The following is a 26,631-nucleotide window of genomic DNA, read 5'->3' as shown; positions in this document are numbered from 1 at the left end:
ACACCAAATCTTCACCTTCGCCAATCCATAAAATACGCATCAAAACAGTCGAGACGGCATGAGCCACCCACCCCCCGATCCGATCCAGTGGTACGAGGGCATGCTGCTGACCCCGCAGCATTTCCAACAGGCGTGGCTGCGTCAGGACGCCGTGCAGCACTACCACATGGCCCGCCTGTCCCCGTTCCATTACGGGGTCGGACGGTTGAAGGTGGATCCGGCGACGCTGGTGGTGGGCATCTTCCGCGTGCTGGCGCTGGACGCGGTGCTGCCCGACGGGCTGATCGTGACCCATCCGGCGGAGGGGGCGGGGGATCTGCAACTCAGCCTCGTGCCTCACGCCGAGGCGTTGAAGGACGCGCCCGCCACCATCCATCTCGCGGTTCCGGCCTACAAACCCGGTTCGGCGGCGGGCGGGGAACTGGCGCGCTTCCGTTCGGTCGATGGTGCTCCGGCGGTCGATGAGAACACCGGCGACAACGAGCAGTCGATGCCGCGCCTGCAACCCCGCCCGATCCTGCTGATCGGGGAGGAGGTGCCGCAGAAATACACGGCCATCCCCATCGCCCGGGTCGTTTACCGCAACGAATCCTTCCAGCTCACCGACTATCACCCCCCCTGCTGCGCGGCGGGGCCGGAGTCGGCCCTGGTCGATGCCGGACGGGCTTTGGCCAAGCGCCTGCGCGAAAAGGCGTCCTTCCTGGCTGGGCGGATGCGGGCACCGGGCGGGGCGATGCAACCGGCGATGCTGGCCGACAGCCGTCACGCCGTGCAATGCATGGTCGCCGGGCTGCCGCCGCTGGAAGCGCTGCTGGGGGCCGGACCGCTGCATCCCTTTGCCTTGCACGGCGCCTTGTGCGCGGTGGCCGGGCATGTCTCCACCCTGGGGCCGGGCCTGCTGCCCCCGCTGTTCGACCGGTACGATCACGCCGATCCGCTGGGGTCGCTGCGCCCGGTGATCGATTTCATCGAACGGATGATCGACACGGTCAGCGAAAGCTACGCCACCATCCGTTTTGCCGTCGATGAGGCCGGATTCCGGCTGAAGATCGAAACCCCGTGGCTGGAGGGGGCGACCGGTTTGCTGGTCGGCGTCCGCCTCGCCCCCGGCCAGACGGAGGCGGAGGCCGAAAGCTGGATGACCGACAGCCTGATCGCGTCGACCGGGACGATGGGGGTTCTGCGCGAACGCCGCCTGCGCGGGGCCGCGCGCGCGCGGGTGGAGCGCGATGACCGGCTGGAAGTGACGCCCGAACGTGGCGTCCTGCTGTTCCGCATCACCGCCGACCCCGCCTTCCTCGAAGCCGGTCAGGTGCTGGAGATCGCCAACCCGAACGAACGCCACGGCGGTCGTCGCCCCTCGGAAATCGCCCTGTTCGTCGCACCGTCGGGCAGCCGCCCGGCGGGTGCGTCCGCCTGATCGCAGGCAGGGAGGAACCGCCCGTGCGCAGGCCGGACCAAGGTCAAGACGACGCCGACACGCCGGACGCAGGATCCGCCGTCGCCACGTTGCTGATGGGCAACCGGGGCGGCGACACCCTGCTGGCGCAGTTCGGCGACTTCTTTGCCGAGCTGCTGCGCCTGAAATACGCCCTGTCCGCCGGGCGTCTCGGGGCGGGGGAGGGCTTGACCCCGGTTGATCTGGCCGGGCTGGTCCACCAGCGCCTGCGCACCCTGCTGGAGGCGCAGGCGGTGCGTGCCCGTCATTGGGGCGGTGCCTATGGCGAGGCGCTGTACCACGAGGCGCAATACGTCATGGCCGCGCTGGCCGATGAAACCATGCTGCTGCGGGTCCATTGGGACGGGCGCACGATCTGGCAGGACCGGTTGCTGGAAACCGCCCTGTTCGGCACCCGGGTGGCCGGGGAACGGGTGTTCGAGCGGTTGGACGCCCTGCTGGCCGACGGGCCGCGCGCGTCCTCCGATCTGGCGACCATCTATCTCGTGGCGCTGGCTCTGGGCTTCCGGGGGCGTTGCTGGCGGGCGGAGGATGACGCCCAACTGGCCAACTACCGCACCGCTCTGTCGCGCATCATCGCGCGCGAGGATCCGGCCATCGCGCGGGAGGGGGGACCTGTCTTCGAACAGGCTTACGGCCATCTCATCGAACGGGGGCGGGCGGTGCGGTTGCCGCATCTGCGCCCCTGGTACATGGTGATGGCGGTGGTCTTTCTGTTTTTCCTGGTCAGCAGCCACGCCCTGTGGATCTCGCTCACCGCCGACCTCAACGACGCCCTTCTGCGCATCGAGCAGGCCGGGCGCGACGTGAACGGGAGGTAGGCGGTGCGGCCAGCCATCGATCTGCCCTTCCTGTTGCAGTACCCGCTGCTGTTCAGCGCCGTCCTGGTGACGCTGGCGGTGTCGGTGCTGTCCTTGGTCGTCTGGCTGTTCCGCCGGTCGGAACGGCTGGCGGAGGACGCCGCGAACCAAAGCGACGATGACATGGTGGCCGGTCCGAAGGGATGGCGGCGCTTGCGTCCGATTGACACGCGCGCCTTGTCCGCCAGCTTTGCCGCCGCGATGCGGGGCTTGAAGGCGGCGGTTCCCGGATCGGGCTGGCGTTACGAAGCGCCGTGGGTGCTGCTGTTGGGTGATCATGGGGCGGGCAAGACGACGCTGGCCTCCGCCATTGGTCTGAATCGCCCCTTTGACATCGACACCGATCCCGAATTGGCCGCCCAGGGCTGCGGTTGGCATGTGTTTGAGCGCGGAATCGTGCTGGATCCGGCGGGTTCGATCCTGTGGGGCGAGGAAGGCGCGAAGGGCAAGGCGACGGAAGCCGGGTGGCGCAAGCTGGTGGCGTTGCTGCTGCGCAACCGGGCTGAACGTGGCCTGGACGCTGTGGTGATCGCCATCCCTTGCACCGATCTGATCGGGCCTGACCGGTTGGACACGACGGCGCTGTTTGCCAAGGCCAAGAAGCTGCGGGCACGCCTGCGCGAGCTGCAACAGCAGTTGGGCCTGCGCCTGCCGGTGTATCTGGTCGTGACCAAATGCGACGCGATGCTGGGCTTTGCCAGCTATTGGAAGCCGCTGGCCGCCGAGCATGGGGTGGAGATGTTCGGCTGGTCGAACGGGCAGACTCTGGAAACCGGCCACAGCCCGCAACTGGTCAGCGAGGCGTTCGACATCATCGGGCGGGAACTGCACCGGACCCTGATCGGCACGGCGGTGTCCACCGGGGCCATCAGCGACATGGCCTTTCTGTTTCCGGCCGAATTCCAGAAAATGGCGCTGCCGCTGACTCGGTTGGCTGACGCCCTGTTCCGCGCCGACGCCTATCAGGACCCGCATTTCTTCCGGGGCCTGTATTTCACCGGCGACGGCAGCGCCCTTACCGGTGCTGCGGCGGGAAGCGCGGCGGGGGAACCGGTCCGCCGCGCGCTGCCGGTGCCGTTGATGGCGCAGGGGCCGGGGCCGTTGATCGACGACGCGGCGGACGCTCCGCCGTCGGTCCACCCCATCTTTGTGACCGGCCTGTTCAGCGACAAGATCTTCCGCGAGGGACGGATCGTTCAACCGGCGCGGCGCAGTCTGGTGGTGCGCAGCCGGGCGGTGCGCAACATGCAGCTCGCCACCGTCGCATTGGCGGTGTTTCTGGCGTTGGGTCTGCGCATCTCCGCCCGGATGGTCGATGCCGCCCAGCAGGATTTGGCGCAGCCCCTGACGGTGATCGAAAACGCCGACCGGATGATGAGCCAGGCGCGGCTGACCGGCGACACCCTCAACGCCTACAAGAAGCTGCGCGACGTCGCTCCCCAGATCCTCGGGGCCTTCAAGACGGTCAGCGGGCGGGAATTGCTGGTCCCCTTCATGCCAAGCTCCTGGTACAGCGGCTTGGCCGACGCGGTGAAGGGGGAGTTGGTCCAGGGCTTCCGGCTGGTCGTGCTCGACCCCATGCGGTTGGAACTCATCAACCGGTGGAAAGCGGTGCAGGACCGCTACGCCGGGCCGATGCCGCCCGGCACCGGGGATCTCGCTGCCTTCCAGCGCGTGCGCAACTATCTGGACGATCTGGACCGCGTGGCGAATGACATCACGCTCTACCGCAACGCCAAGGCTCTGCCGGTCCAGGAGTTTGCTGCGCTCGTCTCATCGCTGCTCGCCATCGATCTGGGGTCGACCTTGCGCAGCGACGAGAAGCTTTACGCCGACGTGATGAACGCGGTGGTCGTCCGCCCGCTCGACACCGATCAGAATCTGGCCCCATCGCTGGAAACCCTGACCCGGCTGGCCAACGATGCCGACACCCTGACCAACCGCAACGGCCCGATGGTCCGCCCGATGAGCACGCTGGCCTCCGCACTGGAGCGGGTGGAACTGGCCCGTTTCGCGGCGGCGGACGGTGCGGGGGCGGCGTTGCTGGATCTGAGCCAGGCGTTCCAGGAGGTTCAGGCGACCTTGGCCGATCCGGCGTTGCGCTGGTTGTTCGTCCGCCACCCCGACCAGGATCCGTTGTGGCAGCGCGTGCTGCCGCGCATTCGCAGCAATCTGTTCCTTGGCGATGCGGCGGCGGAGAGGGTGCTGAAGATCGCCATTGACGATGTGGACGATCTGCGCAAGGCGCTGCTGTCGATCCGCACCCCGGTGATGGGGCCGCTGATGGTGGAGGATGAGAGCGCGGACGGTTTGCTGCGGTTGTCACCCGCCCTGTCCGGTCTGGCGGCGGCGTTGCCCGAGATCCTGCGCTATGACTTCATGGCCGACGCACCGGTCAAGCAGCCCGAAGCGCTGGGGGTGCGCGGCGGCAGCATCATGTGGATGCCCGAACCGCTGGAAAAGGCGGTGCGCCAATACCGCGCTTTCGAGGCGATGGAGGCCGGTCCGATGACCCGCGTGCCGGAAACCCTGCGCCCGATGCTGCAGGCGCTGGTGGCTCAACGGCTGCAAGCCACCATGCTGACGGCGGTGGCGGACTCCCAGGTGATCGAACGGCGTGGCCAGGATTTCCGATTGACCGCCGACGAAACCGGTTTGCTGCGCGAGGTGCGGCAGTTCGCGCGCGCGTCCCGTCCGATGGGCGATCTGCTCACCGCGTTCAGCCGTCGCGGTTTCGAGCAGGGCTACGCCACCGTGTCGGCGATCTTCAGCCAGCATGTGCTGAGCATGATGGAGCAGGCCGACCGCATCGCCGAGGAGGGCGCGCCCTACCTGCCCGTGAACGAGTTCCGCGACTGGGAAGGGACCCTGCCGCTGAACGCCGAAGGTTGGCAGGCGTTGAGCGATGTGGAATTGGCGCAGTATCTCGACAACACGCGCGGGCGGTTCGATTGGCTGGGAACGGAGATCGCCGCCCCGCTCATCAATTTCGCCCTGCGCGAACAGATGCCCGCCACTCTGCGCAACGACCCGCACGTCACCAAATGGCAACGCATCCTGATTGAGCAGCAGCGTTACAAGGCGGGCAACCCGGGCAGTTCGCTGGCCGTGCTGGAGCGCTACATCCGTTTTGATCTGGGCGACGCGGTGAAGCCGGACAATTGTCTGGTGCAGTTGGCGGGTGGACCCTCCGCCTTTGGCAGCGGGGCCGATTTCTTCCTGCAACGGCGCGACAGCCTGCGGCGGATGGCGCTGGCGCAGTGCCAGCAGTTGGCGGCGCGCAACACCTCCACCGACTACGCGCGGTTGGCCGCCGACTTCAACAGCCTGTTGGCCGGGCGGTATCCCTTCGCCGATTACCAGGGAGCCGACACCGCCGAAGCCGATCTTGACGCGGTGACGGCCTTCCTGGAGCGGATGACCGCCGCCGAGCCGGGAATCCGCCGGGGGCTGGGCCACCCGACGCCGGGCAGCGCCAGTGCCCAAGCGCTGGAGTTTCTGAACCGTATGGCGGCGGTGCGGGAGTTTCTCTCACCCTTCCTCGGCGCGACCTCGGCGGCCCCGGCCGGGTACGACGTGGCTGCCGAGTTCCGGGTGAACCGCCCGCACGAAAGCGGCGGCAACCAGATCATCGACTGGACGATGGCGGTGGGCGATCAACGCCTGACACGCGGGGGCGAGGTGAAATCGGCCCGCTGGTCGCCCGGCCTGCCGGTGTCGGTGACGCTGCGCTGGGCCAAGGACGCGCCGGTCGTTCCCCTGTCGATCCTCAGCCCGGACGGCACGGTGGAGGCTGACCGCGCCATCACCGTGTCCTTCGGCAACCGATGGTCGCTGCTGCGGCTGTTGCAGGCCCAGCGCCCGGCCCCGGCCGATCTGCCGAAACTGACCGATCCGCAGCCGCACACGCTGAAATTCTCCGCCGACACCGCGACCGTTGCCGTGCCCGGACAACCGCCGGGGGGCGGCGCGCCCGCTGCGGCGGGCGGACCGGCGGTGGCCAAACCGGTGGCGGGGGGGCGGACCACGGTCTTTCTGCGCGTCACCCTGTCCACGCCGAACCCCGACGGCAAGAGCAAGACGGCGCGGGTGATGCCGGTCTTCCCTTACGCCGCGCCGCGTCTTGATGTGGGCGGGTCGATGGGGGCACGCCTGTCCTTCGCCCCGACCGACGGTTACGACGACGAGATTTACGACAGCGGCAAGCCGACCCGGCTGGTGCCGCGCAAACCCGTGGTGCGGAGGGCCAGCCGATGAGCGCCGAAACGACGACCACCGCCGGGCCGTTCGATGCCACCCTGTCGCTTCAACCTTTCCCCGGCGAGTCGCCGGTCGGTCCGTCGCTGCGCTACGATCCGGTCTATGACGCCATCCGCGAAGCCCGGCGTCAGGACGACCCTTCCCTGCCGATGGGCGTGTGGCAGAGCGCGCCCAAACGCGCCGATTGGGATCTGGCGATCCGCCTGTGCCGCGAGGTGCTGGAACAGCGGTCCAAGGATCTTCAGGTTGCCTGTTGGTTGACCGAAGCCCTGCTTCACCGCCATGGCTTTGCCGCGCTGGCCCCGTCGATCCGGCTGTTGGCCGATCTGTGCGAAGCCTTTTGGGACGATGGCCTGCACCCGGAGATGGATGAGGACGGCGACGTCGGTGCCCGGGTTGCTCCGCTGGAGTGGTTGAACGACAAGCTGCCGACGCTGTTGCAGACCTTGCCGCTCACCCGGTCGGGGGGGCCGCCGCCGGTTGGCCATTCCTTTGCCGAGTATGAGAACGCGCAGCGCAATCAACTGGCGGCGGTGCGTGACCCGCGCGGGGTGGTCGCCGCGCTCGCCCGGAGCGGTGGTCCGACCCTGGTCGAGATTGAGGCCAGCGCACAGGCCACGCCGGTGGCGTTCCACCGTGCCCATCACGATTGGTTGGGGCAGGGGTTGGTCGCCATCGACATTCTGGCGGCGGTGCTGGACGAACGTTGCGGGCGGCAGGCGCCGGGGGTGACCGGGCTGCGGGACACCTGTCTGGCCTTGCAGGCGTGGGTGGACACCGCTCTGCGCGCCAAGGGGGAGGAGCCGGTGGTGATGTTTGCGGCAGCGACTGAGGGGACGGAATCGAGTGGGGATGATGCGATGGCGGAGGACGGTTTGGGACCGGCCTACGACGCCTACGCCGACCCGAACGGGACGACCGGCGACCCAGCCGATGCGCCGATGTTCGGAGGCGGACCGATCCGCACGCGGGAGGAGGCCTATTTCTGGTTGGCGGAAGCCGCAGACTTCCTCATCCGCCACGAGCCGCACAGCCCGACCCCCTATGTGATTCATCGGGCCTTGAGCTGGGCAAACATGCCGCTTCATGAAGTTTTGATGGAAGTCAGCCGGGGGCGAAACGATTTGTCCACCATTTTTGACTTTCTTGGATTCAATTTCGCCGAATTGTCGCAACAGAAGGGAGGAAAATCGGGAACATGACCTGTGTCGTGGCGGGAATCATTCTTGTCACCGCGTGTAACTGCTTATAATCTTAGTTAAATTCTCTGGTTATCGCGCCTGATAGTCTCGTTGGGCGTGCGTCGCAACATTTGGCAGAGGTCAACATCATGGCCGAGAGCACTCAGCACAAACTCAGCCGAGTCCGCCCGCCGCGCGTCCAGATCACCTATGATGTGGAAATCGGTGACGCGATCGAAAAGAAGGAGCTTCCCTACATTGTCGGCATGATGGCCGATTTGTCGGGGAAACCGGCGGAAGCCTTGCCGCCGGTCAAGGATCGCAAGTTTGTCGAGATCGACCGCGACAACTTTCAGGATGTGTTGTCCTCCATCAATCCCCGCGTTGCCTTCCGCGTTCCCAACCGGCTGCAACCCGGAAGCGCCGATTCGCTGAACGTCGAGTTGAAGTTCAAGCATCTCGATGATTTCGGCCCGGTGGAGGTGCTGAAGCAGGTTCCGGCGCTGAAGCGGCTGTTTGAAGCCCGTTCGCGGCTGCGCGATCTGCTGACCAAACTGGATGGCAACGACGATCTCGACGCCTTGCTGAAGTCGGTGATGGCGAGCACGGAGGATCTGGCCGCGCTGAAGAAGCAGTTGGCTGGCCCTTCGGCGGCCCCGGCGGCGACCGAACCGCCCGCCGAACCGGCGGCTGAGTGACCGCTGATCCGGCCCATCGAGACAATCATGAGACGCCGTGGGTGGCACGACCCGACGGCATCCGCGTGAGGAGAGGATTCCATGGCTGACGAGACCGAAACGGCGGGCGGCGCGGCGGCGCAGACGCAAACCCTGTCCATCCTTGACCGCATCATGGTCGAGGGCAAGCTGGCCCGTGACGAAACGCAACGCGGTTACGCCCGCGATCTGGTGGGTGAGTTCGTCAATTCGGTGTTGGAGGAAACCGGCGGCACGGTCCCCGGCGACGTGGTCGCCGCGATTTCCGACCGCATCGCCGAGATCGACGATCTGATCTCGCTGCAGCTCAATGACATTCTGCACCACCCGGACTTCCAGAAGCTGGAAGCCTCCTGGCGCGGTCTGGCCTATCTGGTGTCCAACACCGAAACGGGCAGCATGCTGAAGCTGCGCCTGATGAACATCACCAAGGCCGAACTGCTGAAGGACCTGGAAAAGGCTGTCGAGTTCGACCAGAGCGCCTTGTTCAAGAAGGTGTATGAGGAAGAATACGGCACCTTCGGCGGCTATCCCTACAGCGTGCTGATCGGCGATTACGAGTTTGGCCGTCACCCGCAGGACATGGCGTTGCTGGAGAAGATCTCCAACGTCGCGGCCGCCGCGCACGCGCCCTTCATCGCCTCGGCCAGCCCGATGCTGTTCGACATGGGCAGCTTCACCGAACTGGGCGTGCCGCGCGACCTGTCGAAGATTTTCGAAAGCGCCGAACTCATCAAATGGCGCTCCTTCCGCGCCAGCGAGGATTCGCGCTACGTCACGCTCTGCCTGCCGCATGTTCTGATGCGTCTGCCCTACGGCCCGGACACCGTGCCGGTCGAGGGTATGAACTTCGTCGAGGACACCGACGGGCGTGAACACAACAAGTATCTGTGGGGGAACCCCGCCTGGATGCTGGGCGCGCGCATCACCGACGCGTTTGCCAAGCATGGCTGGACCGCCGCGATCCGTGGGGTTGAGGGTGGCGGCAAGGTCGAAGGTCTGCCGACCCACACCTTCCACACCGACGAGGGCGACATCGCCCTGAAATGCCCGACGGAAATCGCCATCACCGACCGCCGCGAAAAGGAGCTGAACGATCTCGGCTTCATCGCGCTGGTCCATTGCAAGGGCACGGACTACGCCGCGTTCTTCGGCGGTCAGACCACCAACAAGCCCAAGATCTACAACACGGCGGCGGCCAACGCGAACAGCCGCCTGTCGTCGATGCTGCCCTACATCCTGAACGCCTCGCGCTTTGCCCATTACATCAAGGTCATCATGCGCGACAAGGTCGGCAGCTTCATGACCAAGGAAAATGTTCAAAGCTATCTGAACAGCTGGCTGATGGATTACGTCCTGGGCAAGGACGACGCCGGTCAGGCGCTGAAGGCGCAGTATCCGCTGCGCGACGCCCGCGTCGACGTCACCGACATTCCGGGCAAGCCCGGCTGTTACAACGCCACGGTCTTCCTGCGGCCGCATTTCCAATTGGAAGAGCTGACCGCGTCCATCCGTCTGGTTGCCGAACTGCCGCCGCCGGCGGCCTAAGGCCTTCTCGTTCGCTTTCCTGTACCCCGGCGGTGTGATGCCAAAGGGGTGCGGGGGCTGCATCCGCGTTGAGTTTCGGCGCGCGGGCCTCCGGCCCCGCCAGCACTAGGGAGATGTGACCGTGGCCACCAATATGTTCATCGCTTTCAAGACCCCGGACATCGTGGGTGAAAGCCTCGACAGCAGCAACACCAACTCGATTCAGGTTCTGTCCTGGAGCCACTCCTTCAACCAACCGACCTCGCCAACCCGCAGTTCCGCCGGTTCGGGCACGGTCGAACAGGCCAACCACTCCGATTTCTCCTTCACCAAATACATCGATGCCTCGACCGATGATTTGCTGAAGATGTGCTGGAGCGGCAAGCAGATCGGATCGGCGACTTTTGCGGCCTACCGTTCCGACGGTGACAACAAGGCGATCAAGTATTTGGAAGTCGTAATGACCGGCGTCGTCGTCTCCAACTTCTCGATTGGTGGCGGAACCGGTGACATTCCGACAGAAACCGTAACCTTGAGCTACAACTCGGTCCAATACACCTACATCCAGCAAAAGACGGCGGACGGCACGGCGGGCGGCAACCAACCGGTCAAGCACGACCTCGGCGCGCAGACCGTTTCGTAACGGCTGGCCGTGTCGGGGCCTCGGGCCACGCAGGGTGTCCGGGCACCGCTGTTCGACCGTCTGGCCGCTCCGAATGGGGCGGACGGGCGGCGTGATCCGCGCCTGCTTGACCGGGACGGGTTGCTGGCCTCGATCCGGCGGGAGTTGGATCGTTTGCTGAACACGCGCACGCCGCTGGCCGCCGACCAACTGGGTCAGCGGCCACGCGGCACGCTTGATTACGGCATACCCGATTTGTCGCTGTTCTGGCCGTTCGACGCCGACAGTGAGTCCCGGTTGGCGACCCTGATGACCAGCACCATCGCCGCGTTCGAACCGCGCTTGCTCCGCCCCTCCGTCGCGCTGGAGCGGGTGGGCAACGAGCGGTCGCGGCTGCGCGCGCGGGTGACGGGGGCCATCGCGCTTGACGAAGTCGTCGAATCCGTCAGTTTCCCCATCCTGCTGAGCGACAGCGTGGGGGATGGCGATGAGCGGTGATGATCGCAGCGATCTGCTGGACTATTACCAGCGCGAGTTGGACTATCTGCGGCATGAAGGGGCGAATTTTGCCGCCCGTTACCCGCGTGTCGCGGCGCGGCTGGACCTGTCCGGGGCCGAATCGCCCGATCCGCATGTGGAACGGCTGCTGGAAAGCTTTGCCTTTCTGACCGCGCGCATCCAACGCACGCTGGATTCCGATTTTCCGCAAATCCCGGCGGCGCTGTTGGGGGTGCTCTACCCCCATTTGGTCGCTCCGGTGCCGAGCATGGCGGTGGCCCAGTTCCTGGTCGATCCCGATCAGGCCCGCGCGTCCACCGGCTTCACCCTGCCCGACGAAACCCCGCTGTTCGCCGAGGCGACCGACGGTTTGACCTGCCGTTTCCGCACCGCCTACCCGGTGGAGCTGTGGCCGATCGAGGTGGCGGAGGCGACGATCCAGGCGCCGGCGGCCTTTCCCTTTCTCGACCGACGGTCGGACGTGGGCGCGGTGCTGCGCCTGACCCTGCGCGCCCAAGGCAAGCTGACCTTCGCCGACATCGCCCCGAGTCGACTGCGCCTGCATCTCAGCGGGGCGGCGGCGGGGGTGCTGTACGAGGCGTTGTTGAACGAGGCGCGCGGCGTTGCGCTGCGTCCGGTCGGCGCGCCCGCCCCGTTGCGGGAGCTGCCCGCCGGGTGCCTGCGCGCCGTCGGTTTCGCGCCGGACGAGGATGTGCTGCCGTGGCCGCGCCACGCCCATCAAGGTTATCGGCTGATCCAGGAGTATTTTGTTTTTCCGGAAAAATACCTGTTCATTGACGTGGAGGGGCTGGGCGACGGCGTGACCGCCGGGCTGGGGCAGGGCAAGGAGGTCGATCTCCTGATCCTGCTGGGCAATCCGCCGCGCCGGTCGGTCACGGTGGATCGCAGCGCCTTCCGGCTGAATTGCGCGCCCATCGTCAACCTGTTCCGCAAAACGTCCGAACCGGTGCGGCTGGACCAGACCCAGGTCGAATACCGCCTGCCGCCGGACAGCTACCGCGAGCGCTCGACCGAAATCCACTCGATCCTCAAGCTGTCGGCCAGTTCGGCCTATGAGGACGACAGCCGGGTGTTCCAGCCCTTCTACTCCTTCGATCACGACAGCCAGCGTACCGACGCCCGCGCCTTTTGGCTGGCCCGGCGGCAGCCGACCGGGCGGGCCGACCTGCCCGGCACCGATCTGATGCTGTCCTTCCTGGATTTGGATTTCAAACCGACCCGTCCCCCGGCCCAGGTGGTGTTCGCGCACACGCTGTGCACCAACCGGGGGGTGGCGGAGCAGATGCCCGCCGGGGCGCGGATGGAGATCGAGGTGGACGCCCCCTTGCAGGGCATCGTCTGTCTGACCAAACCGACGCGGCAGGCCGCCCCGCCGCTGGGCGGACAAACGCTGTGGCGGCTGGTGTCGCACCTGTCGCTGAACCAACTGTCGCTGGATGGCGACGCCGGTCTGGCCGCGCTGCGCGAGATCCTGCGCCTCTACGCCGTGTTCGACGACGCGACGGTGACGGGGCAGGTCGCCGGTCTGTCGGGCCTGTCCAGCGGCCCTGTGGTTCGGCGGGTCGGCGGGGAGGCGTGGCGCGGTTTCTGCCGGGGCACCGAAATCCGCCTGGAACTGGACGAGGAGCGCTTCGTCGGCAGCCACCCCTTTCTGCTCGCCTCCGTCCTCAACCGCTTTTTCGGGCTGTACGCGGCGGTCAACTCCTTCACCCAACTGGTTCTGACCAGTCGGCAACGCAACGGGATCTGGAAGACATGGCCCCCACTGGCTGGCGATCGACCCGTTCTGTGATCGAACAACTGGCCGCCGAAGCCCACCGCTTCGACGCGCTCCAGGCGATCACCGTGATCGAGCGGCTGTTTCCGCTGGCGGCGAGCGTGGCTGAGGGCGGCAACGCCGCGCATGAGGTGGTGCGTTTTCGCTCCAGCCTGACCACCGCCTTTCCGGCCAGCGACCTCAGCGCCGCCCACCCGCCGCGCCCGGACGCGGCGCAATGGGAAATCCTGGTCAATTTCCTGGGGTTGGCCGGGGGATTCGGGCCGCTGCCCGCGCCCTTCACCGAAGCGATCATCCAGCAGACGCGGGCGGGCGACACCGCAACCCGCGATTTCCTCGACATCTTCAACCACCGTCTGGTGTCGATCCTGTATCGGGCGCGACGGCTGCACCGACCGGCTTTGAGCCGTCAGGCCCCGGACGTTGGGCCGATGGCCGAGCATCTCTACAGCCTGATCGGGTTGGGGACGCCGGGCCTGCGCGGGCGCATGTCGGTGCCGGACCGGGCGCTGTTGAACCACGCCGGGGCGTTGGCCCAGCAGCCGCGCAGCCTGCACGGGCTGGAATGCCTGCTGAACGACCATTTCGGCGTGCCGATCCGTGTGATTCCGTTGCAGGGCGGCTGGTTGCGGTTGGACGACAGCCAAGTCACCCGCTTGGGCCAGCGCAACGCCGTTCTGGGTGATGGCGCGGTGTTGGGACGACGGGTGTGGGACCAGCAGGCGGCGGTGGCGGTCGAGATTGGGCCGCTGGATCTGGACGGGTTTCGCGCCTTTCTGCCGGGGGGGCATGCCGCCCGTGCGCTGCGCGATCTGGCCGGGTTCTACGCCGGCGCGGGCACCGAATTCCGCGTCCGGCTGCGGCTGCGTCCTGCGGCGGTGCCGGGAACCCGGTTGGTCGGAGCCAATCGTTTGCATCTGCAATCCCCGCGCAGGCTGGCCGCGCAGACGCGGGCATCGGGGGTGCGGCTGGGCGGTGAGGGGCGCTTGCTGACCCACAGCGCCGCCCCCGACGCGCCGCGCCTGGGCTGGACCAGTTGGCTGACCTCCCGCCCGCGACAGAGTGAGGGCGTGGTCACGCCAAGCTCCTCCCGATGACGACAAGACGACCCGCAATCCTGAGAGGGACGGTTTTGTGGATGGTCCTTGGCCCTTCCACGATCAGGCGGTTGGTTCCTTCACCGCCCCGATCAGGAACTCCTTGTTGCCTTCCGGTCCGGTGATCGGGCTTTCGGTGATGTCGAGCACACGCCAGCCGTCCAACCCATCCAGCCACGCCCGGATGCGGTCGCACACCTCCTGGTGCAATTCCGGCTCGCGCACGACGCCGCCCTTGCCGACGCGGCCCTTGCCCACCTCGAACTGCGGTTTGATGAGTGCGACCAGACGACCGCCGGGAACCACCAGCGACAGCGCCGCCGGAAGCACCACCTCCAACCCGATGAAGCTGGCGTCGCAGACGACGAGATCAACCGGATCGGGGATGTCGGCGCTGGTCAGGTGGCGGGCGTTGGTTTTCTCCAGCACGACCACGCGGGGATCGTTGCGCAGCTTCCAGGCCAATTGCCCATGGCCGACATCGACGGCGAAGACCTTCGCCGCTCCGCGCGTCACCAGCACATCGGTGAAGCCGCCGGTCGAGGCCCCGACGTCGATGGCGGTCAGGCCGGTGGGGTCGATGGCGAACACATCCAACCCCTTCACCAGCTTCAACCCGCCGCGCGACACCCACGGGTGATCCTGCCCCTTCAGCGCCAGCGGCGCGTCTTCGGCCAGCAGGTCGCCCGCCTTGTCGATCCGCTTGGTGTCGGAATAGACCAGCCCGGCGAGGATGAGCGCCTGCGCCTTGGCCCGGCTTTCGGCAAGGCCGCGTTCGACCAGGGCCACATCGGCCCGCTGCTTGGCCATCCCCGTTACGCCCGCGCCGCCGCGTGTTCCAGGCCCAGCGCCTGCACGGCGGTGGCGACGATGTGGCGCGCGGTCAGCCCCGCCGTGTCGTACTGCTTGGCCGGGTTGTCGTGGTCGAGGTAGGCGTCGGGCAGCACCATCGGGCGAATCTTCAACCCGCCGTCCAGCGCGCCGGAGGTCGCCAGGAACTGCAACACGAAGCTGCCGAAACCGCCGACCGAGCCTTCCTCGATGGTGATGAGCACCTCATGCTCGCGGGCGAGTCGGCGCACCAGATCCTCGTCCAGCGGCTTGGCGAAACGGGCGTCGGCCACGGTGGTGGACAGGCCGCGCGCGCCCAGCTCCGCCGCCGCCTTGCGGGCCTCGCCCAGACGGCCGCCGTAGCTGAGGATGGCGACCTTGGTCCCTTCCTGCAGGATGCGCCCCTTGCCCAGCGGCAGGACCGATCCACGATCCGGCATCTCCAGCCCCACCCCCTCGCCGCGCGGGTAGCGCAGGGCGGACGCGCGGTCGTCGATGGCGGCCTGGGTCGCCACCATGTGCATCAGATCGACCTCGTCCGCCGCCGCCATCAGCACGATGTCGGGCAGGCAGCCGAGATAGGCGACGTCGAAGGACCCGGCGTGCGTGGCCCCATCGGCCCCCACCAGCCCGGCGCGGTCGAGCGCGAAGCGCACCGGCAGATGCTGCAACACCACGTCGTGGATGACCTGATCGTAGGCCCGTTGCAGGAAGGTGGAGTAGATGGCGCAGAAGGGCTTGAATCCCTCCGTCGCCATGCCTGCCGCGAAGGTGACGGCGTGCTGTTCGGCGATGCCGACGTCGAAACAGCGGTCGGGGAAGCGTTCGGCGAACAGGTCCAGCCCGGTGCCCGACGGCATGGCCGCGTTGATCGCGACGATGCCGGGATCGGCCTCGGCCTCCTTGATCAGGGACTGGGCGAACACGCGGGTGAAGGTGGGGGCGTTGGATTTCGGCTTGGCCTGCGCGCCGGTCACGACGTCGAACTTGGCGACCGCGTGCAGTTTGTCCGCCGAGGCTTCCGCCGGGGCGTAGCCCTTGCCCTTCTTGGTCACGACGTGGATCAGCACCGGCTTGCCATCGTCGGCGTCCCGCACATTCTGCAACACCGGCAGCAGATGGTCGAGGTTGTGACCGTCGATCGGGCCGATGTAGTAGAAACCCAGCTCTTCGAACAGGGTCCCGCCCGTCACCATGCCGCGCGCGTATTCCTCCGCCCGGCGGGCGACGTTGCGCAGCGGGCGCGGCAACTGGTCGGCGATCTCCTTGGCGAGATGGCGCAGGCTGAGATAGGGCTTGGACGAGATCAGGCGCGACAGATAGGCGCTCATCGCGCCGACCGGCGGGGCGATCGACATGTCGTTGTCGTTCAGCACCACGATCAGCCGCGATTTGGTCGAGGCGGCGTTGTTCATCGCCTCATAGGCCATGCCGGCACTCATCGCGCCGTCGCCGATCACGGCGATCACGTTGCGCCGTTCGCCCTTCATCGCGCTGGCCACCGCCATGCCCAGCCCGGCGGAGATCGAGGTGGAGCTGTGGCCCGCGCCGAACGGGTCGTATTCGCTTTCCGTCCGTTTGGTGAAGCCGCTCAGCCCATCGCCCATGCGCAGGGTGCGGATGCGGTCGCGCCGCCCGGTCAGGATCTTGTGTGGGTAGCACTGGTGGCCGACGTCCCAGATCAGGCGGTCATAGGGGGTGTCGAACACGTAATGCAGGGCGGCGGTCAGCTCGACCACGCCCAACCCGGCCCCGAGATGGCCGCCCGTCACCGACACGGCGTCGATGGTTTCGGTGCGCAGTTCGTCGGCCAATTGCCGGAGCTGTTCGGGTTTGAGCGCGCGCAGATGGGCCGGGGTCGGGCAAAGGTCGAGCAGCGGAGTCTTGGTGCCGGTCACGTCGGTGCTCCTTCCCCTCAGGTCCGCCGCGCGACGACGAAGTCGGCGACCGCTTCCAAGAGATGGGCGCGGCCCTCGAAAATGTCCAAATGCGCCACCGCCTGCTTGGCCAGCAGGTCGGCTTGCGCGCGGGCGCGGTCCACCCCCAGGATCGACACGAAGGTCGCCTTCCCGGCCTCGGCGTCGCGACCGACGCTTTTGCCGGTCTCGGCCTCCGTCCCCTCGACGTCCAGCAGATCATCGACGATCTGGAAGGCCAGGCCCAGATCATGGGCGTAGGCGCGTAGCGCGGTGCGGTGCGGTGGGGCCGCCCGGCCCAGAATGCCGCCCGCCTCGCAGGAAAAGGCGATCATCTCGCCAGTCTTCATCCGTTGCAGCCGGGTGGTCGCCCCCAGATCGAAGCGTTCGGTTTCGGCGATCAGGTCCAGCATCTGGCCGCCGACCATGCCGTGGCCGCCCGCCGCCTTGGCCAGCGCCGTCACCAGTTGGCAACGGATGTTCGGATCCTCGTGGGTGGCGGGATCGGCCAGCACCTCGAACGCCAGGGTCAGCAGGCCGTCGCCCGCCAGCACGGCGGTGGCCTCGTCAAACGCCTTGTGGCAGGTCGGCTTGCCGCGCCGCAGGTCGGAATCATCCATCGCGGGCAGGTCGTCGTGGATCAGCGAATAGCTGTGGACCATTTCCACCGCCGCCGCGACGCGCTCCGCGCATTCGGGGTTGACGCCGAACAGATCGGCCGACTGAATCACCAGAAAGGGGCGCAGCCGCTTGCCGCCGTTCAGGCAGCCATAGCGCATGGCGTCGAACACGCGCGCCTCGGCCAGATCGGTGGAGGGCAGCAGCCGCCCGATGGTGTCCTCGACAGCCTGCGCGCACGCGGCCATCGCCTGTTTCAAGCTGGTCTGCACGTCAGTCCATCCGGGCGGGTTCGGCACCGATGGTTCCATCGGCGCTGACGGTGATGCGGTCGATCTTGGCCTGGGCGTCGCGCAGCTTGGCTTCGCAATGGCGCTTCAGGGCGGTCCCGCGTTCGTAGGAGGAAATGGCGTCGTCGAGCTTGCCGCGCCCATCCTCAAGCTGGCGGACGATCCGTTCCAATTCGGCGAGCGCGTCCTCAAAGCTGAGGGCGACGATGTCGGGCGGAAGGGCCGCCGTCGGGGCGACGGGGGCGGACGGGGTGATGCTGCTGGAAGAGGACATGGCCGAACCGTGGTGAACCTGCGTTCGCGAAGGTAGGCCCCCCCATCGCCCAGCGCAAGACCCGTGGCGCGTCGCCCATCGCTTATCCCCCGCTCGGCCCGGATGCCTGCGGCGTCAGCGAGGACTCAACAATACATCAGTTCCCGCACATGCGCCGAGCTGGCCGACGCGAGCGCGCGCAGATTGTAGCCGCCCTCCAGAACCGACACGATCCGCGCGCCGCAATGGGTGCGGGCCAGTTCGCCCAGCTTGCGCGTGGCCCAGACGAAATCATCGTCGATCAGATGCAGCCCGGCCATCGGATCGCGCGAATGGGCGTCGAACCCGGCGGAGATGATGAGCAGGTCCGGTTTGAAATGGTCGATGGCGGGCAGAACGATGTGGGTCATCGCGTGGCGGAATTCCGGCGAACCGGCCATGGCGGGCAGGGGCGCGTTGACGCAGTTGCCATACTCGCCCTTTTCACCCGCGTCGCCGGTCCCCGGATAGAGCGGCGATTGGTGGGTCGAGCAATAGAGCATGTCGGGGTCGTGCTGAAAGATGTCCTGGGTCCCGTTGCCGTGGTGGACGTCGAAATCCATCACCGCCACCCGTTGCAGACCGTGAACGGCGCGGGCGTGATAGGCCCCGATGGCAACGTTGTTGAACAGGCAGAATCCCATCGCCTTGTCCCGTTCGGCGTGGTGGCCCGGCGGGCGCACGGCGCAAAAGGCGTTGCGCGACTGGCCCGACGCCACCGCGTCCACCGCCGCCACCACCGCCCCGGCCGCCCGCAAGGCCGCCTCCCCCGATCCCGGCGACACGACGGTGTCGCCGTCGATGCCGACATGCTCGGTTGTGGGGATGGACGCCATCACCCGATCAATGTGCGATTGCGGGTGCGCCCGCAGGATCTGCTCCACCGTGGCGCGTGGGGCCTCCTGTCGGTCGAGCATGTAAAACTCTTCCGTTTCCAGCGCGGCCAACACGGCGCGCAGGCGGTCGGCGCATTCGGGATGGCCCAGCCCCGTGTCGTGATTCAGGCAAGCCGCGTGCGTGAACAGGGAGGTCAACATGGCGATTTTGGCCGTTATCGTTGGTGTTCAGGGCGTTTCCGACCACCATTCTTCCCGGATCGCTGATGAAAGTACAGGTGGAATCCGGGACGATTCGTCACAGCCGCACCGCACCGCCGGGCGATCACGCGCCCTGCGGCAAATGGCCTCAAACGATCCGTTCGATGACGAAACGATAAACCCCGTCCACCTCGTCGCTGGCCCGCAAGACGTTGCCGGTGGCCTCGCAAAAGGCCGGAACGTCGCGGACGGCGGCGGGGTCGGTGGCCTCCACCGTCAGGGTGTCGCCGATGGCGATGGCCTTCAACGCCTTGCGCGCCCGCAGCACGGGCAGGGGGCACTGCAAGCCCTTGGTGTTCAACGGATGATCGGCCATGGCCGCAGTCTATCCGACCCTTCGGTTGGAAGTCCAGGCCATGGTCCGGGCAAGGCGGGGGCATAGACCACCCCCGCTTCGCGCACCAGGACGCGGATCAGCCGTAAACCAGATCGCTGGCCGTGATTCCGGTGGTGGATGTGTACAGGCCCAGCAACCGGATCTCGTTGGCGGCAACCGTGCCATCGCCGTTGCTGTCGACAATCAGATAGGCTCCGGTGTTGGTGCCGTCCGTGGCCAGAACCAACGCGTCGGCCCCCTTGGAACTGTTGGACAGGGATCCAAGCGCGGTGCGCACCGACGCGTAATCGGTGTCGGTCAGGCTGGCGACGGTGGTGGTCAACTGCACCACCTCGTCCGTCGACAGATTGATCGCGCCGGTGGCCCGGGCCGCCGAGGCGATCGTGCCATCGCTGTTGTCGTCCACCCGCGCGCGCAACGCGCCGCTGACAACGATCTTGTCCGTTCCGGCCTGGAAATTGGCGATCTGCGCGTAGCCGTTGCTGTCGCCGTAGGGGCGATACCCGGCGTCCTGCAACACCACCTGATCGGCCCCGTTGGCGGCGGCCAAGGTCAGCGTGTCTCCGCCATTCACCAACGCCGTGACGGTCCCGGAGGTGATGGTGATGGTGTCCGCCCCGCCGCAGCCGACGAGCGTTTCAACCCCGGACACGGCGATGGTGTTGCCGAACCCGGCCAAAAACACCACGTCGGTGCCAGCGCCGCCGGTCAGCGTTTCAATGCCCCGGACCGACAGCGTGTTGCCAGCAGCGGACAGCGTGACCACATCGGTGCCGACGCCGCCGATCAGATATTCGATTGCGGAGACGGTGATGGTCCCGCCCGCGCTGTTCATCGTGACCACATCGAAGCCCGTGTCCCCGGTCGCCGTGGTTGCCCCCGCAGCCAACGTCGTCGCGGTCGTGCCCCAACCCGCATCACCCCATCCGCCATTGTGGCCGCCAAAACCGCTGCCACCACCCATTCCATGCGCCATATCGGCCTCCTGTGGTTTGTCAGCCCCCCAAAGGCATCCTGCCCACACGCGGCACGGAGAGACGGCCAAAGCCGTTTTCACCTCCCGGACGGATTGTGAGTGATTCCCGATGGATTAAGCAACCGAATTAACCGGTGCCACCCTGGCCACGCGGTTGCCGGTGGGCGCTCTGGTCATGGCTGGTCATGGCGGATTTCCACAGGTGGACAAATATGTGTCACACGGAATATAAACGCACACTAAGCAATTGCTTCGGGCCAGGCGACCGCGCCGTGATCCCAAGCGTGCAACGCATTGTGCGGAACGGTCAGGGCGACGGACACCGATGAAGATTGAGGATTTGCAAGCCAACGCCCGGCGCGCCAGCGCGTTGTTGAAGGCGATGTGCAACGAACGGCGCTTGCTGATCCTGTGCTATCTCAGTCAGGGGGAACGGTCGGTTGGCGAGCTTGAGGATTTGGTGGGGTTGAGCCAGTCGGCCTTGTCGCAGCATTTGGCCCGTCTGCGCCGCGACAAGCTGGTGCGGACCCGGCGCAGCGCCCAGAACATCTATTATTCCCTGAATGGGCATGAGGCGCAGACCATCATGGGCACGCTGCATGGCCTGTATTGCCAACCATCCGAGCCGTTGGCGGACGACGCCATTGAGGAGGCCGCCGAGAGCGCGGCGGCACCGTCCACCACCGGTGCCGAAACCCACGCACGCGCGTGATTGTGCCGGGGCGTGTTTTGCCCCGTCGCGTTTTGACCCGGTGTGATGCGATCAGGCGGACCAGCGCCCGATCAACGCCGCGACCGTCACCATCAACCACCCGGCGATGAAAGCCACGCCGCCCAACGGGGCGGTCATGCCGATGGGCAGCGTCACGGCCAGAGCGTTCGCGTAGAGCGTGCCGCAAAACAACAGGGTTCCTGTTGCGAAAAGCCCAGCGGCCCCGCGCAGGGCGACCGCCCCCGCCCCCTGGTTTCGGCGGTTGAACAGCCCAAGCGCCAGCAGCGCCAGCGCGTGCCAAAGCTGCTGGTCCCCGGCGATGCGAAACAGTTCCTGCGCGTGCGGATCGCCAACCAAGGCGTGACGGCCATAGGCCGCCGCCGCCACGGCCACGGCGCCGCTCACCCCGGCGAACGCAACAAATCCCCGGTCCAACAGGGTCATATCCGCTCCTGAAATGTGGGGGGCTGGCGCATGGTCCTGACCGATCACCCGTTGGCCTGCAAATTGCTGAGAACAGCTCGCAACCCCGGTTTTCGTCGCCGCACTGTGCGGATTTCGAGTCGGATGTGCAACCTGATTTGCATTTTGCCAAAGACCCGCCATGGACGGTGACATTTTGCATCATGGGGCGACCAAAGCCGGGGCGATGTTCGACCCTGCCACCCTTCTTCGGCTGGCGTCGGCCACCGCCCGCCCGGCCGCCGAGGCGCGGGGCGTCGTACTGGATTTGGCGGTGCTCCCCGGCACGCCGCCCGGTCTGGTCGGCGATGTCGGCGCGGTCGGATCGATGGTCAACGCCTTGCTGTTGAGCGCGATCGAGCGCAGCGCGGGCTGCGTGGTGGCGCTGCGCCTGTCCACACAATCCGGGGCAGCGGGTCCCGGAAAGCCCGAAGCGACGCAGTTGCGAATCTCTCTGACCGGCGGCTTTGAGGTGGCGGACAGCTTCTGTCTGGATCTGGCCCGGCGGTTTGTTGCCCCCCTGGGTGCCCGCCTGACGCTGGAGCCATCGGGCAGCGGTGGGGCGGCCGTGGTGTTGGACCTTCCGGTTGGCCTGCCCGGCCGGATGACCGACGCCGAACGTCTGATGAGCTGGGCGCGCACGCGCGGCGGACGGCTGTTGGTGGTGGATGACAGCGCCACCAACCGGATGGTCACGGCGGGCCTGCTGTCCAAGGTCGGTTTTTCGGTGGAGATGGCCACCGGTGGGGCGGAGGCGGTCGCCGCCATCGCCCAGGCCAACGTGCCGCCGGAAGCGGTGCTGATGGACGTTGCCATGCCCGACGTGGACGGCATCGCGGCGACGGAAACCATCCGCTCCCTGTCGGGGGAGCGCGGGCGCATCCCGATCATCGCCGTCACCGCCAACGCCCACCCCGACGACCGCAGCCGGTGTCTGGCGGCGGGGATGAACGATTACGTGACCAAACCGGTCCGCCGCGCCGATCTGCTGGCGGCGCTGGAACGTTGGCTGACGCCGTCGTAACGCGGCAAGGGCAACGCGGCAAGGCGGGGCGGATCAAAAGGACGAGTTCGGTCCCTGCAGGAAGGCCGTTTCCTCCGCCGTGCTGGGGCGACCCAAGATCGCGTTCCGGTGGGGGAAACGCCCGAATCGGGCGATCACATCGCGGTGCCGGTGGGCGTACTCCACCGTCAGCGCGTCGCCCACCCGTTCGGTGAACAGCGCGACGGAGCGGTCCTGGCTGCCCATGTCCTCGTGATGCTCGAAGGGCAAATAGAAAAAGGCACGGCGGTCCAGCGGAGTGGCCAGATCATATCCCTGATCCACCGCGTGCCGGGCCACCGCCCGCGCCGGGGGATCGGTGGCGAAGCTGCGGGGCGTGCCCCGGAAGATGTTGCGCGGGACCTGATCCAGCAGCACGCAGAGCGCCAGGCAACCGTCGGCGCTGCCCATCCAGGCGTCGCAGTCGCCACGCGCGGCGGCTTCGTGCAGCGGCCCCAACCGGGCGGCGACCTCCTGGTCGAAGGCGGCGGATTTGACGAACCAGAAGGGCTTGGCCGACTCGCCGAACCAGAAATCCAGAACCGCAGCGATTTCCTTCGCGTCATCCATCGCGCCCTCCGCCGTTGACGGGACCCCAGAACCAAACAGGGCACCCCAAGGGGTGCCCTGTCCAGTCGAAAATCAACGGTCGGCATCAGCCGGGGGACGGTGCACCGGTCAGTGCAGCGTGCTCCACAGCTTGCGCTTGGACGCGTACATCAGACCCGCCAGCACGAGCAGGAACAGGATGACCTTGACGCCCATCTGCTTGCGCGCGTCGTGGTGCGGTTCCGCCACGAAGGTGAGGAAGGTCGAGACGTCGCGCGCCTGCTGCTCCACCGTGGCCTTCGTGCCGTCGGCGAAGGTCACGCCGTCGGGCTGAAGGATGTTCGGCATGCCGACCTGATGGCCGGGGAAATACTTGTTGTAGTTCATGCCGGCCATCAGGTTGACGCCCGCAGGCGGTTCCTCGAAGCCGGTCAGGAACGCGTACAAGTAATCTTCACCACCGACGCGAGCCTTGGCGATCAGCGACAGATCGGGCGGCAGCGCGCCGTTGTTCGCCGCGCGGGCCGCTTGCTCGTTGGCGAAGGGCGACGGGAAGCGGTCGGCCGGAATGGCCGGACGCATGAACATCTCACCGGCGTCGTTCGGGCCACCCTGGACCTCGTACCCGGCGGCGAGCGCCTTGAGTTCGTCGTCCTTGAAGCCGATGCCGCCCAGCGTGCGGATCGGGACCAGACGCATGGAGTGGCAGGCCGAGCAGACTTCCTTGTAGATCTGGAAGCCGCGCTGGGCCGCCGCCTTGTCGATGGTCCCGAACATGCCCGCGTGCGGCCAGCTCTGCTTGGGCAGATGAATCGCTTCCGACGCCTGCGCGGCCCCGGCGAGGCCGAGAGCCAGCGCCGCCGAGAGGATTGCAGTCTTCAACGCGCGCATCAGGCCTTCTCCATCGACTTGGCGTGGGCGCCCTTCAGAACGGCTTCGCTGATGCTGTTGGGCAGCGGCAGGGGACGTTCCAGCTTGCCCAACACCGGCAGCAGAACCAGGAAGTGGAAGAAGTAATAGAAGGTGCCGATCCGGGCGATCAGCAGCCAGGAGCCTTCGGCGGGCATGGCACCGGCATAGCCCAGAACCAGGGCGTCGATGGCCAGGATCCAGAAGAACTGGCGGTAGATCGGACGGAACTTGCAGCTGCGGACCTTCGAGGTGTCGAGCCACGGCAGGGCCAGCAGCAGGGCGATCGAGCCGAACATGGCGATGACGCCGCCCAGCTTGTCGGGGATCGCGCGCAGGATGGCGTAGAAGGGCAGGAAGTACCATTCCGGCACGATGTGCGCGGGCGTCACCAGCGGGTTGGCCGGAATGTAGTTGTCCGGGTGGCCCAGATAGTTCGGCATGAAGAAGACGAAGAACGCGAACACGATGAGGAACATGACGACCGCGAAGCCGTCCTTCAGCGTGACGTAGGGGTTGAACGGAACGGTGTCCTGCGGACCCTTCGCGTCGATGCCCAGCGGGTTGTTCGACCCGCAGACGTGCAGCGCGGCCGTGTGCAGGATCACCAGACCCAACAGCACGAAGGGCAGCAGGAAGTGCAGGGCGAAGAAGCGGTTCAGCGTCGGGTTGTCGACCGAGAAGCCGCCCCACAGCAGGGTGACGATCGGATCGCCGACGATCGGGAAGGCCGAGAACAGGTTCGTGATGACGGTCGCACCCCAGAAGCTCATCTGGCCCCAGGGCAGCACATAGCCCATGAAGGCGGTGCCCATCATGACGAGGAAGATGATGACGCCCAGGATCCACAGGATCTCGCGCGGGGCCTTGTAGGACCCGTAATAGAGACCACGGAACATGTGGATGTAGACGGCGATGAAGAACATCGACGCGCCGTTGGCGTGCACATAGCGCAGCAGCCAGCCGTAATTCACGTCGCGCATGATGCGCTCGACCGAATCGAAGGCCAGCGAGGTGTGCGAGGAATACTGCATCGCCAGGAACAGGCCGGTGGCGATCATGATCACCAGCATGATGCCGGCAATCGCACCGAACGCCCACAGATAGTTGACGTTCCGGGGCATCGGGTAGTGGTTGTACTCGTGATCCAGCATCGTGAAGATCGGCAGGCGGCTGTCGATCCAGTTCACGACCGGATTCTTGAATTTCGAGGCTTGAGCCTGAGCCATCTCGGGGTCTCCTGAACCTTAAGGCCGCTTAACCGAGGCGGATCTTGGTATCGCTGGTGAAGGCGTACGTCGGAACCACGAGGTTGGCCGGGGCCGGACCCTTGCGGATGCGCCCGGCGGTGTCGTAGTGCGAGCCGTGGCAAGGGCAGAACCAGCCCTCGAAGTCGCCGCGCGGATCCGTGACCTTCTGCCCCAGCGGGACGCAGCCGAGATGCGTGCAGATGCCGACGACGATCAGCCATTCCGGCTTCTTGACGCGGGCCTCGTCGGCCACCGGGTCGCGCAGCTCACCGAGATTGACCGTCTTGGCCTGCTCGATTTCCTTGGCGTTGCGGTGACGGACGAACACCGGCTTGCCGCGCCAGGTGACGGTGATGGCCTGCCCCTCGGCGACCGGGGCCAGATCGACGTCGATGGACGCCAGCGCCAGGGTGTCGGCGGCCGGGTTCATGCTGCTGATGAAGGGCCAAGCCGCCGAAGCGGCCCCGACAACGCCAACCGCGCCGGTGGCAAGGTAGAGAAAATCGCGGCGGTTGGAACCGTCGCCGGAGGCCGCGTGGCCACCCGTCCCGGGCGGATGCGTGGTCTGAGCCATAAGCCTGTTTCTCCTCAAGGCATGCCCGACGTGCGCAGGTTCACGCCGGACGACCGATGGACCGTTCTGTAGCACGACTTGACGGGCTTGTCCGTCGGGTCGATGAACCTCGGGCACGCCACGTCACCCAGAGTTCGAGACTCTGGTGTTTCGGGGTTGCGGTATACCGTTGCGCTGCCCACTTGAAAAGGCTTTGTCGCCGGACACGGTGTCGCGCGCTGCGTTGCAGCATGATTTTGTACGCCTACGGATGGTTTTTCAGAGGGATTCCAATGCGCCTCGTCCTGTTCCAACCCGACATCCCGCAGAACACCGGCACGCTGATGCGGCTGGCGGCGGGGTTGGGCGTCCCGCTCGACCTGATCGAGCCTTGCGGATTCGTTTTGGACGACCGCCGTCTGCGCCGGGCCGGGATGGATTATCTCGATCATCTGGATTGGGTCCGCCATCCCTCGTGGGACGCCTATCGCGCCAGCCCGCAGGCCGGGCGTCTGGTGCTGCTGACCACCCGCGCGGCCCAGCCCTACACCGGTTTCGCCTTTGCCCCCGACGACCGGATCATGGTGGGGCAGGAGAGTGCTGGCGTGCCCGACGCGGTGCATGAGGCCGCCGACGCCCGTCTGGTCATCCCGCTGCGCCCGCCCGCCCGTTCCTTGAACGTTGCGATCAGCGCCGCGATGGTGTTGGGTGAGGCGCTGCGGCAAACCGCCTCAGCCGACTCCGTTGCCGCCCCTGTCCCCGTCCTTTGAGCCTGCGAG

The 26,631-nt window shown here is 66.7% G+C and carries 25 protein-coding genes; 13 read left to right on the top strand and 12 right to left on the bottom strand.

The window, feature by feature from the left end; genetic code table 11:
- The first annotated feature begins 58 nt into the window (after nucleotides 1–58).
- From tssK to tssG, 10 genes are all read left to right on the top strand, one after another.
- Entirely contained in the window at nucleotides 59–1,420 is a 1,362-nt protein-coding gene (tssK, locus tag EJ903_RS04920; RefSeq protein ID WP_126612715.1) for a type VI secretion system baseplate subunit TssK, read from the top strand.
- 23 nt (nucleotides 1,421–1,443) lie between these two features.
- The gene (locus EJ903_RS04915; RefSeq protein ID WP_126612714.1) at nucleotides 1,444–2,280 is read left to right on the top strand and encodes a DotU family type IV/VI secretion system protein; all 837 of its coding nucleotides are present in this window, start codon (nucleotides 1,444–1,446) and stop codon (nucleotides 2,278–2,280) included.
- A 3-nt stretch (nucleotides 2,281–2,283) separates the two neighbouring features.
- Entirely contained in the window at nucleotides 2,284–6,576 is a 4,293-nt protein-coding gene (locus tag EJ903_RS04910; RefSeq protein ID WP_126612713.1) for a type VI secretion protein IcmF/TssM N-terminal domain-containing protein, read from the top strand.
- Entirely contained in the window at nucleotides 6,573–7,781 is a 1,209-nt protein-coding gene (tssA, locus tag EJ903_RS04905; protein ID WP_126612711.1) for a type VI secretion system protein TssA, read from the top strand. Before EJ903_RS04910 ends, tssA begins: the two co-directional genes overlap by 4 nt.
- A 128-nt stretch (nucleotides 7,782–7,909) precedes the next feature.
- Nucleotides 7,910–8,458 carry a type VI secretion system contractile sheath small subunit gene (gene tssB, locus EJ903_RS04900; RefSeq protein ID WP_126612709.1) on the top strand — a complete coding sequence of 183 codons (549 nt, stop codon included), beginning with the start codon at nucleotides 7,910–7,912 and terminating at the stop codon, nucleotides 8,456–8,458.
- Nucleotides 8,459–8,539: 81 nt separating this feature from the next.
- Entirely contained in the window at nucleotides 8,540–10,024 is a 1,485-nt protein-coding gene (gene tssC / locus EJ903_RS04895) for a type VI secretion system contractile sheath large subunit (protein ID WP_126612707.1), read from the top strand.
- A gap of 121 nt (nucleotides 10,025–10,145) precedes the next feature.
- Nucleotides 10,146–10,646, top strand: coding sequence for an Hcp family type VI secretion system effector (locus EJ903_RS04890; protein WP_126612704.1), 501 nt, complete (start codon nucleotides 10,146–10,148; stop codon nucleotides 10,644–10,646).
- Nucleotides 10,647–10,655: 9 nt separating this feature from the next.
- A complete protein-coding gene (gene tssE, locus EJ903_RS04885; protein WP_158627876.1) occupies nucleotides 10,656–11,123 on the top strand; it encodes a type VI secretion system baseplate subunit TssE in 468 nt (155 codons plus the stop codon).
- Nucleotides 11,113–12,936 carry a type VI secretion system baseplate subunit TssF gene (gene tssF / locus EJ903_RS04880; protein WP_158627875.1) on the top strand — a complete coding sequence of 608 codons (1,824 nt, stop codon included), beginning with the start codon at nucleotides 11,113–11,115 and terminating at the stop codon, nucleotides 12,934–12,936. Before tssE ends, tssF begins: the two co-directional genes overlap by 11 nt.
- Nucleotides 12,933–14,018: a type VI secretion system baseplate subunit TssG gene (gene tssG, locus EJ903_RS04875; RefSeq protein WP_158627874.1), complete on the top strand. Its 1,086-nt coding sequence runs from the start codon at nucleotides 12,933–12,935 to the stop codon at nucleotides 14,016–14,018. The genes tssF and tssG overlap by 4 nt, the downstream gene beginning before the upstream one ends.
- A 63-nt stretch (nucleotides 14,019–14,081) precedes the next feature.
- On the opposite strand, the gene EJ903_RS04870 is transcribed toward tssG, so the two are convergent.
- The 7 genes from EJ903_RS04870 to EJ903_RS04840 all read right to left on the bottom strand — a co-directional run bounded on the left by EJ903_RS04870 (nucleotide 14,082) and on the right by EJ903_RS04840 (nucleotide 20,375).
- A complete protein-coding gene (locus tag EJ903_RS04870; protein ID WP_126612696.1) occupies nucleotides 14,082–14,828 on the bottom strand; it encodes a TlyA family RNA methyltransferase in 747 nt (248 codons plus the stop codon).
- Between the two features lie 5 nt (nucleotides 14,829–14,833).
- Entirely contained in the window at nucleotides 14,834–16,747 is a 1,914-nt protein-coding gene (gene dxs / locus EJ903_RS04865) for a 1-deoxy-D-xylulose-5-phosphate synthase (protein WP_126612694.1), read from the bottom strand.
- A 17-nt stretch (nucleotides 16,748–16,764) separates the two neighbouring features.
- Nucleotides 16,765–17,694, bottom strand: a complete 930-nt coding sequence (locus EJ903_RS04860; RefSeq protein ID WP_126612692.1) for a polyprenyl synthetase family protein — start codon at nucleotides 17,692–17,694, stop codon at nucleotides 16,765–16,767.
- Nucleotides 17,657–17,947 (bottom strand): exodeoxyribonuclease VII small subunit, encoded by a 291-nt coding sequence (locus EJ903_RS04855; protein WP_126612690.1) that lies wholly within the window; start codon nucleotides 17,945–17,947, stop codon nucleotides 17,657–17,659. The genes EJ903_RS04860 and EJ903_RS04855 overlap by 38 nt, the downstream gene beginning before the upstream one ends.
- 125 nt (nucleotides 17,948–18,072) lie before the next feature.
- Nucleotides 18,073–19,002 (bottom strand): histone deacetylase family protein, encoded by a 930-nt coding sequence (locus EJ903_RS04850; protein WP_126612689.1) that lies wholly within the window; start codon nucleotides 19,000–19,002, stop codon nucleotides 18,073–18,075.
- 148 nt (nucleotides 19,003–19,150) lie between these two features.
- Nucleotides 19,151–19,378, bottom strand: a complete 228-nt coding sequence (locus tag EJ903_RS04845; protein WP_126612687.1) for a sulfurtransferase TusA family protein — start codon at nucleotides 19,376–19,378, stop codon at nucleotides 19,151–19,153.
- Between the two features lie 97 nt (nucleotides 19,379–19,475).
- The gene (locus EJ903_RS04840) at nucleotides 19,476–20,375 is read right to left on the bottom strand and encodes a hypothetical protein (protein ID WP_126612685.1); all 900 of its coding nucleotides are present in this window, start codon (nucleotides 20,373–20,375) and stop codon (nucleotides 19,476–19,478) included.
- A 325-nt stretch (nucleotides 20,376–20,700) separates the two neighbouring features.
- Between EJ903_RS04840 and EJ903_RS04835 the strand changes: the two genes are divergently transcribed.
- Complete coding sequence (locus tag EJ903_RS04835) at nucleotides 20,701–21,087, top strand: ArsR/SmtB family transcription factor (protein ID WP_126612683.1); 387 nt, start codon at nucleotides 20,701–20,703, stop codon at nucleotides 21,085–21,087.
- Nucleotides 21,088–21,138: 51 nt separating this feature from the next.
- On the opposite strand, the gene EJ903_RS04830 is transcribed toward EJ903_RS04835, so the two are convergent.
- The gene (locus tag EJ903_RS04830) at nucleotides 21,139–21,531 is read right to left on the bottom strand and encodes a DUF423 domain-containing protein (RefSeq protein ID WP_174237247.1); all 393 of its coding nucleotides are present in this window, start codon (nucleotides 21,529–21,531) and stop codon (nucleotides 21,139–21,141) included.
- A 160-nt stretch (nucleotides 21,532–21,691) separates the two neighbouring features.
- On the opposite strand from EJ903_RS04830, the gene EJ903_RS04825 reads away from it, so the two are divergent.
- Complete coding sequence (locus tag EJ903_RS04825) at nucleotides 21,692–22,573, top strand: response regulator (RefSeq protein ID WP_126612681.1); 882 nt, start codon at nucleotides 21,692–21,694, stop codon at nucleotides 22,571–22,573.
- A gap of 33 nt (nucleotides 22,574–22,606) precedes the next feature.
- Here EJ903_RS04825 and EJ903_RS04820 read toward each other — a convergent pair whose 3' ends face one another.
- The 4 genes from EJ903_RS04820 to petA all read right to left on the bottom strand — a co-directional run bounded on the left by EJ903_RS04820 (nucleotide 22,607) and on the right by petA (nucleotide 25,873).
- A complete protein-coding gene (locus EJ903_RS04820; RefSeq protein ID WP_126612679.1) occupies nucleotides 22,607–23,161 on the bottom strand; it encodes a DUF924 family protein in 555 nt (184 codons plus the stop codon).
- 108 nt (nucleotides 23,162–23,269) lie between these two features.
- The gene (locus tag EJ903_RS04815; protein ID WP_126612677.1) at nucleotides 23,270–24,031 is read right to left on the bottom strand and encodes a cytochrome c1; all 762 of its coding nucleotides are present in this window, start codon (nucleotides 24,029–24,031) and stop codon (nucleotides 23,270–23,272) included.
- Nucleotides 24,031–25,278 carry a cytochrome b gene (locus EJ903_RS04810; RefSeq protein WP_126612675.1) on the bottom strand — a complete coding sequence of 416 codons (1,248 nt, stop codon included), beginning with the start codon at nucleotides 25,276–25,278 and terminating at the stop codon, nucleotides 24,031–24,033. The genes EJ903_RS04815 and EJ903_RS04810 overlap by 1 nt, the downstream gene beginning before the upstream one ends.
- A gap of 28 nt (nucleotides 25,279–25,306) precedes the next feature.
- Nucleotides 25,307–25,873 carry a ubiquinol-cytochrome c reductase iron-sulfur subunit gene (petA, locus tag EJ903_RS04805; protein ID WP_126612673.1) on the bottom strand — a complete coding sequence of 189 codons (567 nt, stop codon included), beginning with the start codon at nucleotides 25,871–25,873 and terminating at the stop codon, nucleotides 25,307–25,309.
- 272 nt (nucleotides 25,874–26,145) lie between these two features.
- Here petA and EJ903_RS04800 point away from each other — a divergent pair, with 272 nt between their 5' ends.
- Nucleotides 26,146–26,622 carry a tRNA (cytidine(34)-2'-O)-methyltransferase gene (locus EJ903_RS04800; protein ID WP_126612671.1) on the top strand — a complete coding sequence of 159 codons (477 nt, stop codon included), beginning with the start codon at nucleotides 26,146–26,148 and terminating at the stop codon, nucleotides 26,620–26,622.
- The last annotated feature ends 9 nt before the right edge of the window (nucleotides 26,623–26,631 follow it).

This window comes from Azospirillum griseum (assembly GCF_003966125.1).
GTDB lineage: Bacteria > Pseudomonadota > Alphaproteobacteria > Azospirillales > Azospirillaceae > Azospirillum > Azospirillum griseum.
Note: the sequence above shows the minus strand (reverse complement) of the source record. Positions and strands in the feature narration are given on the sequence as shown.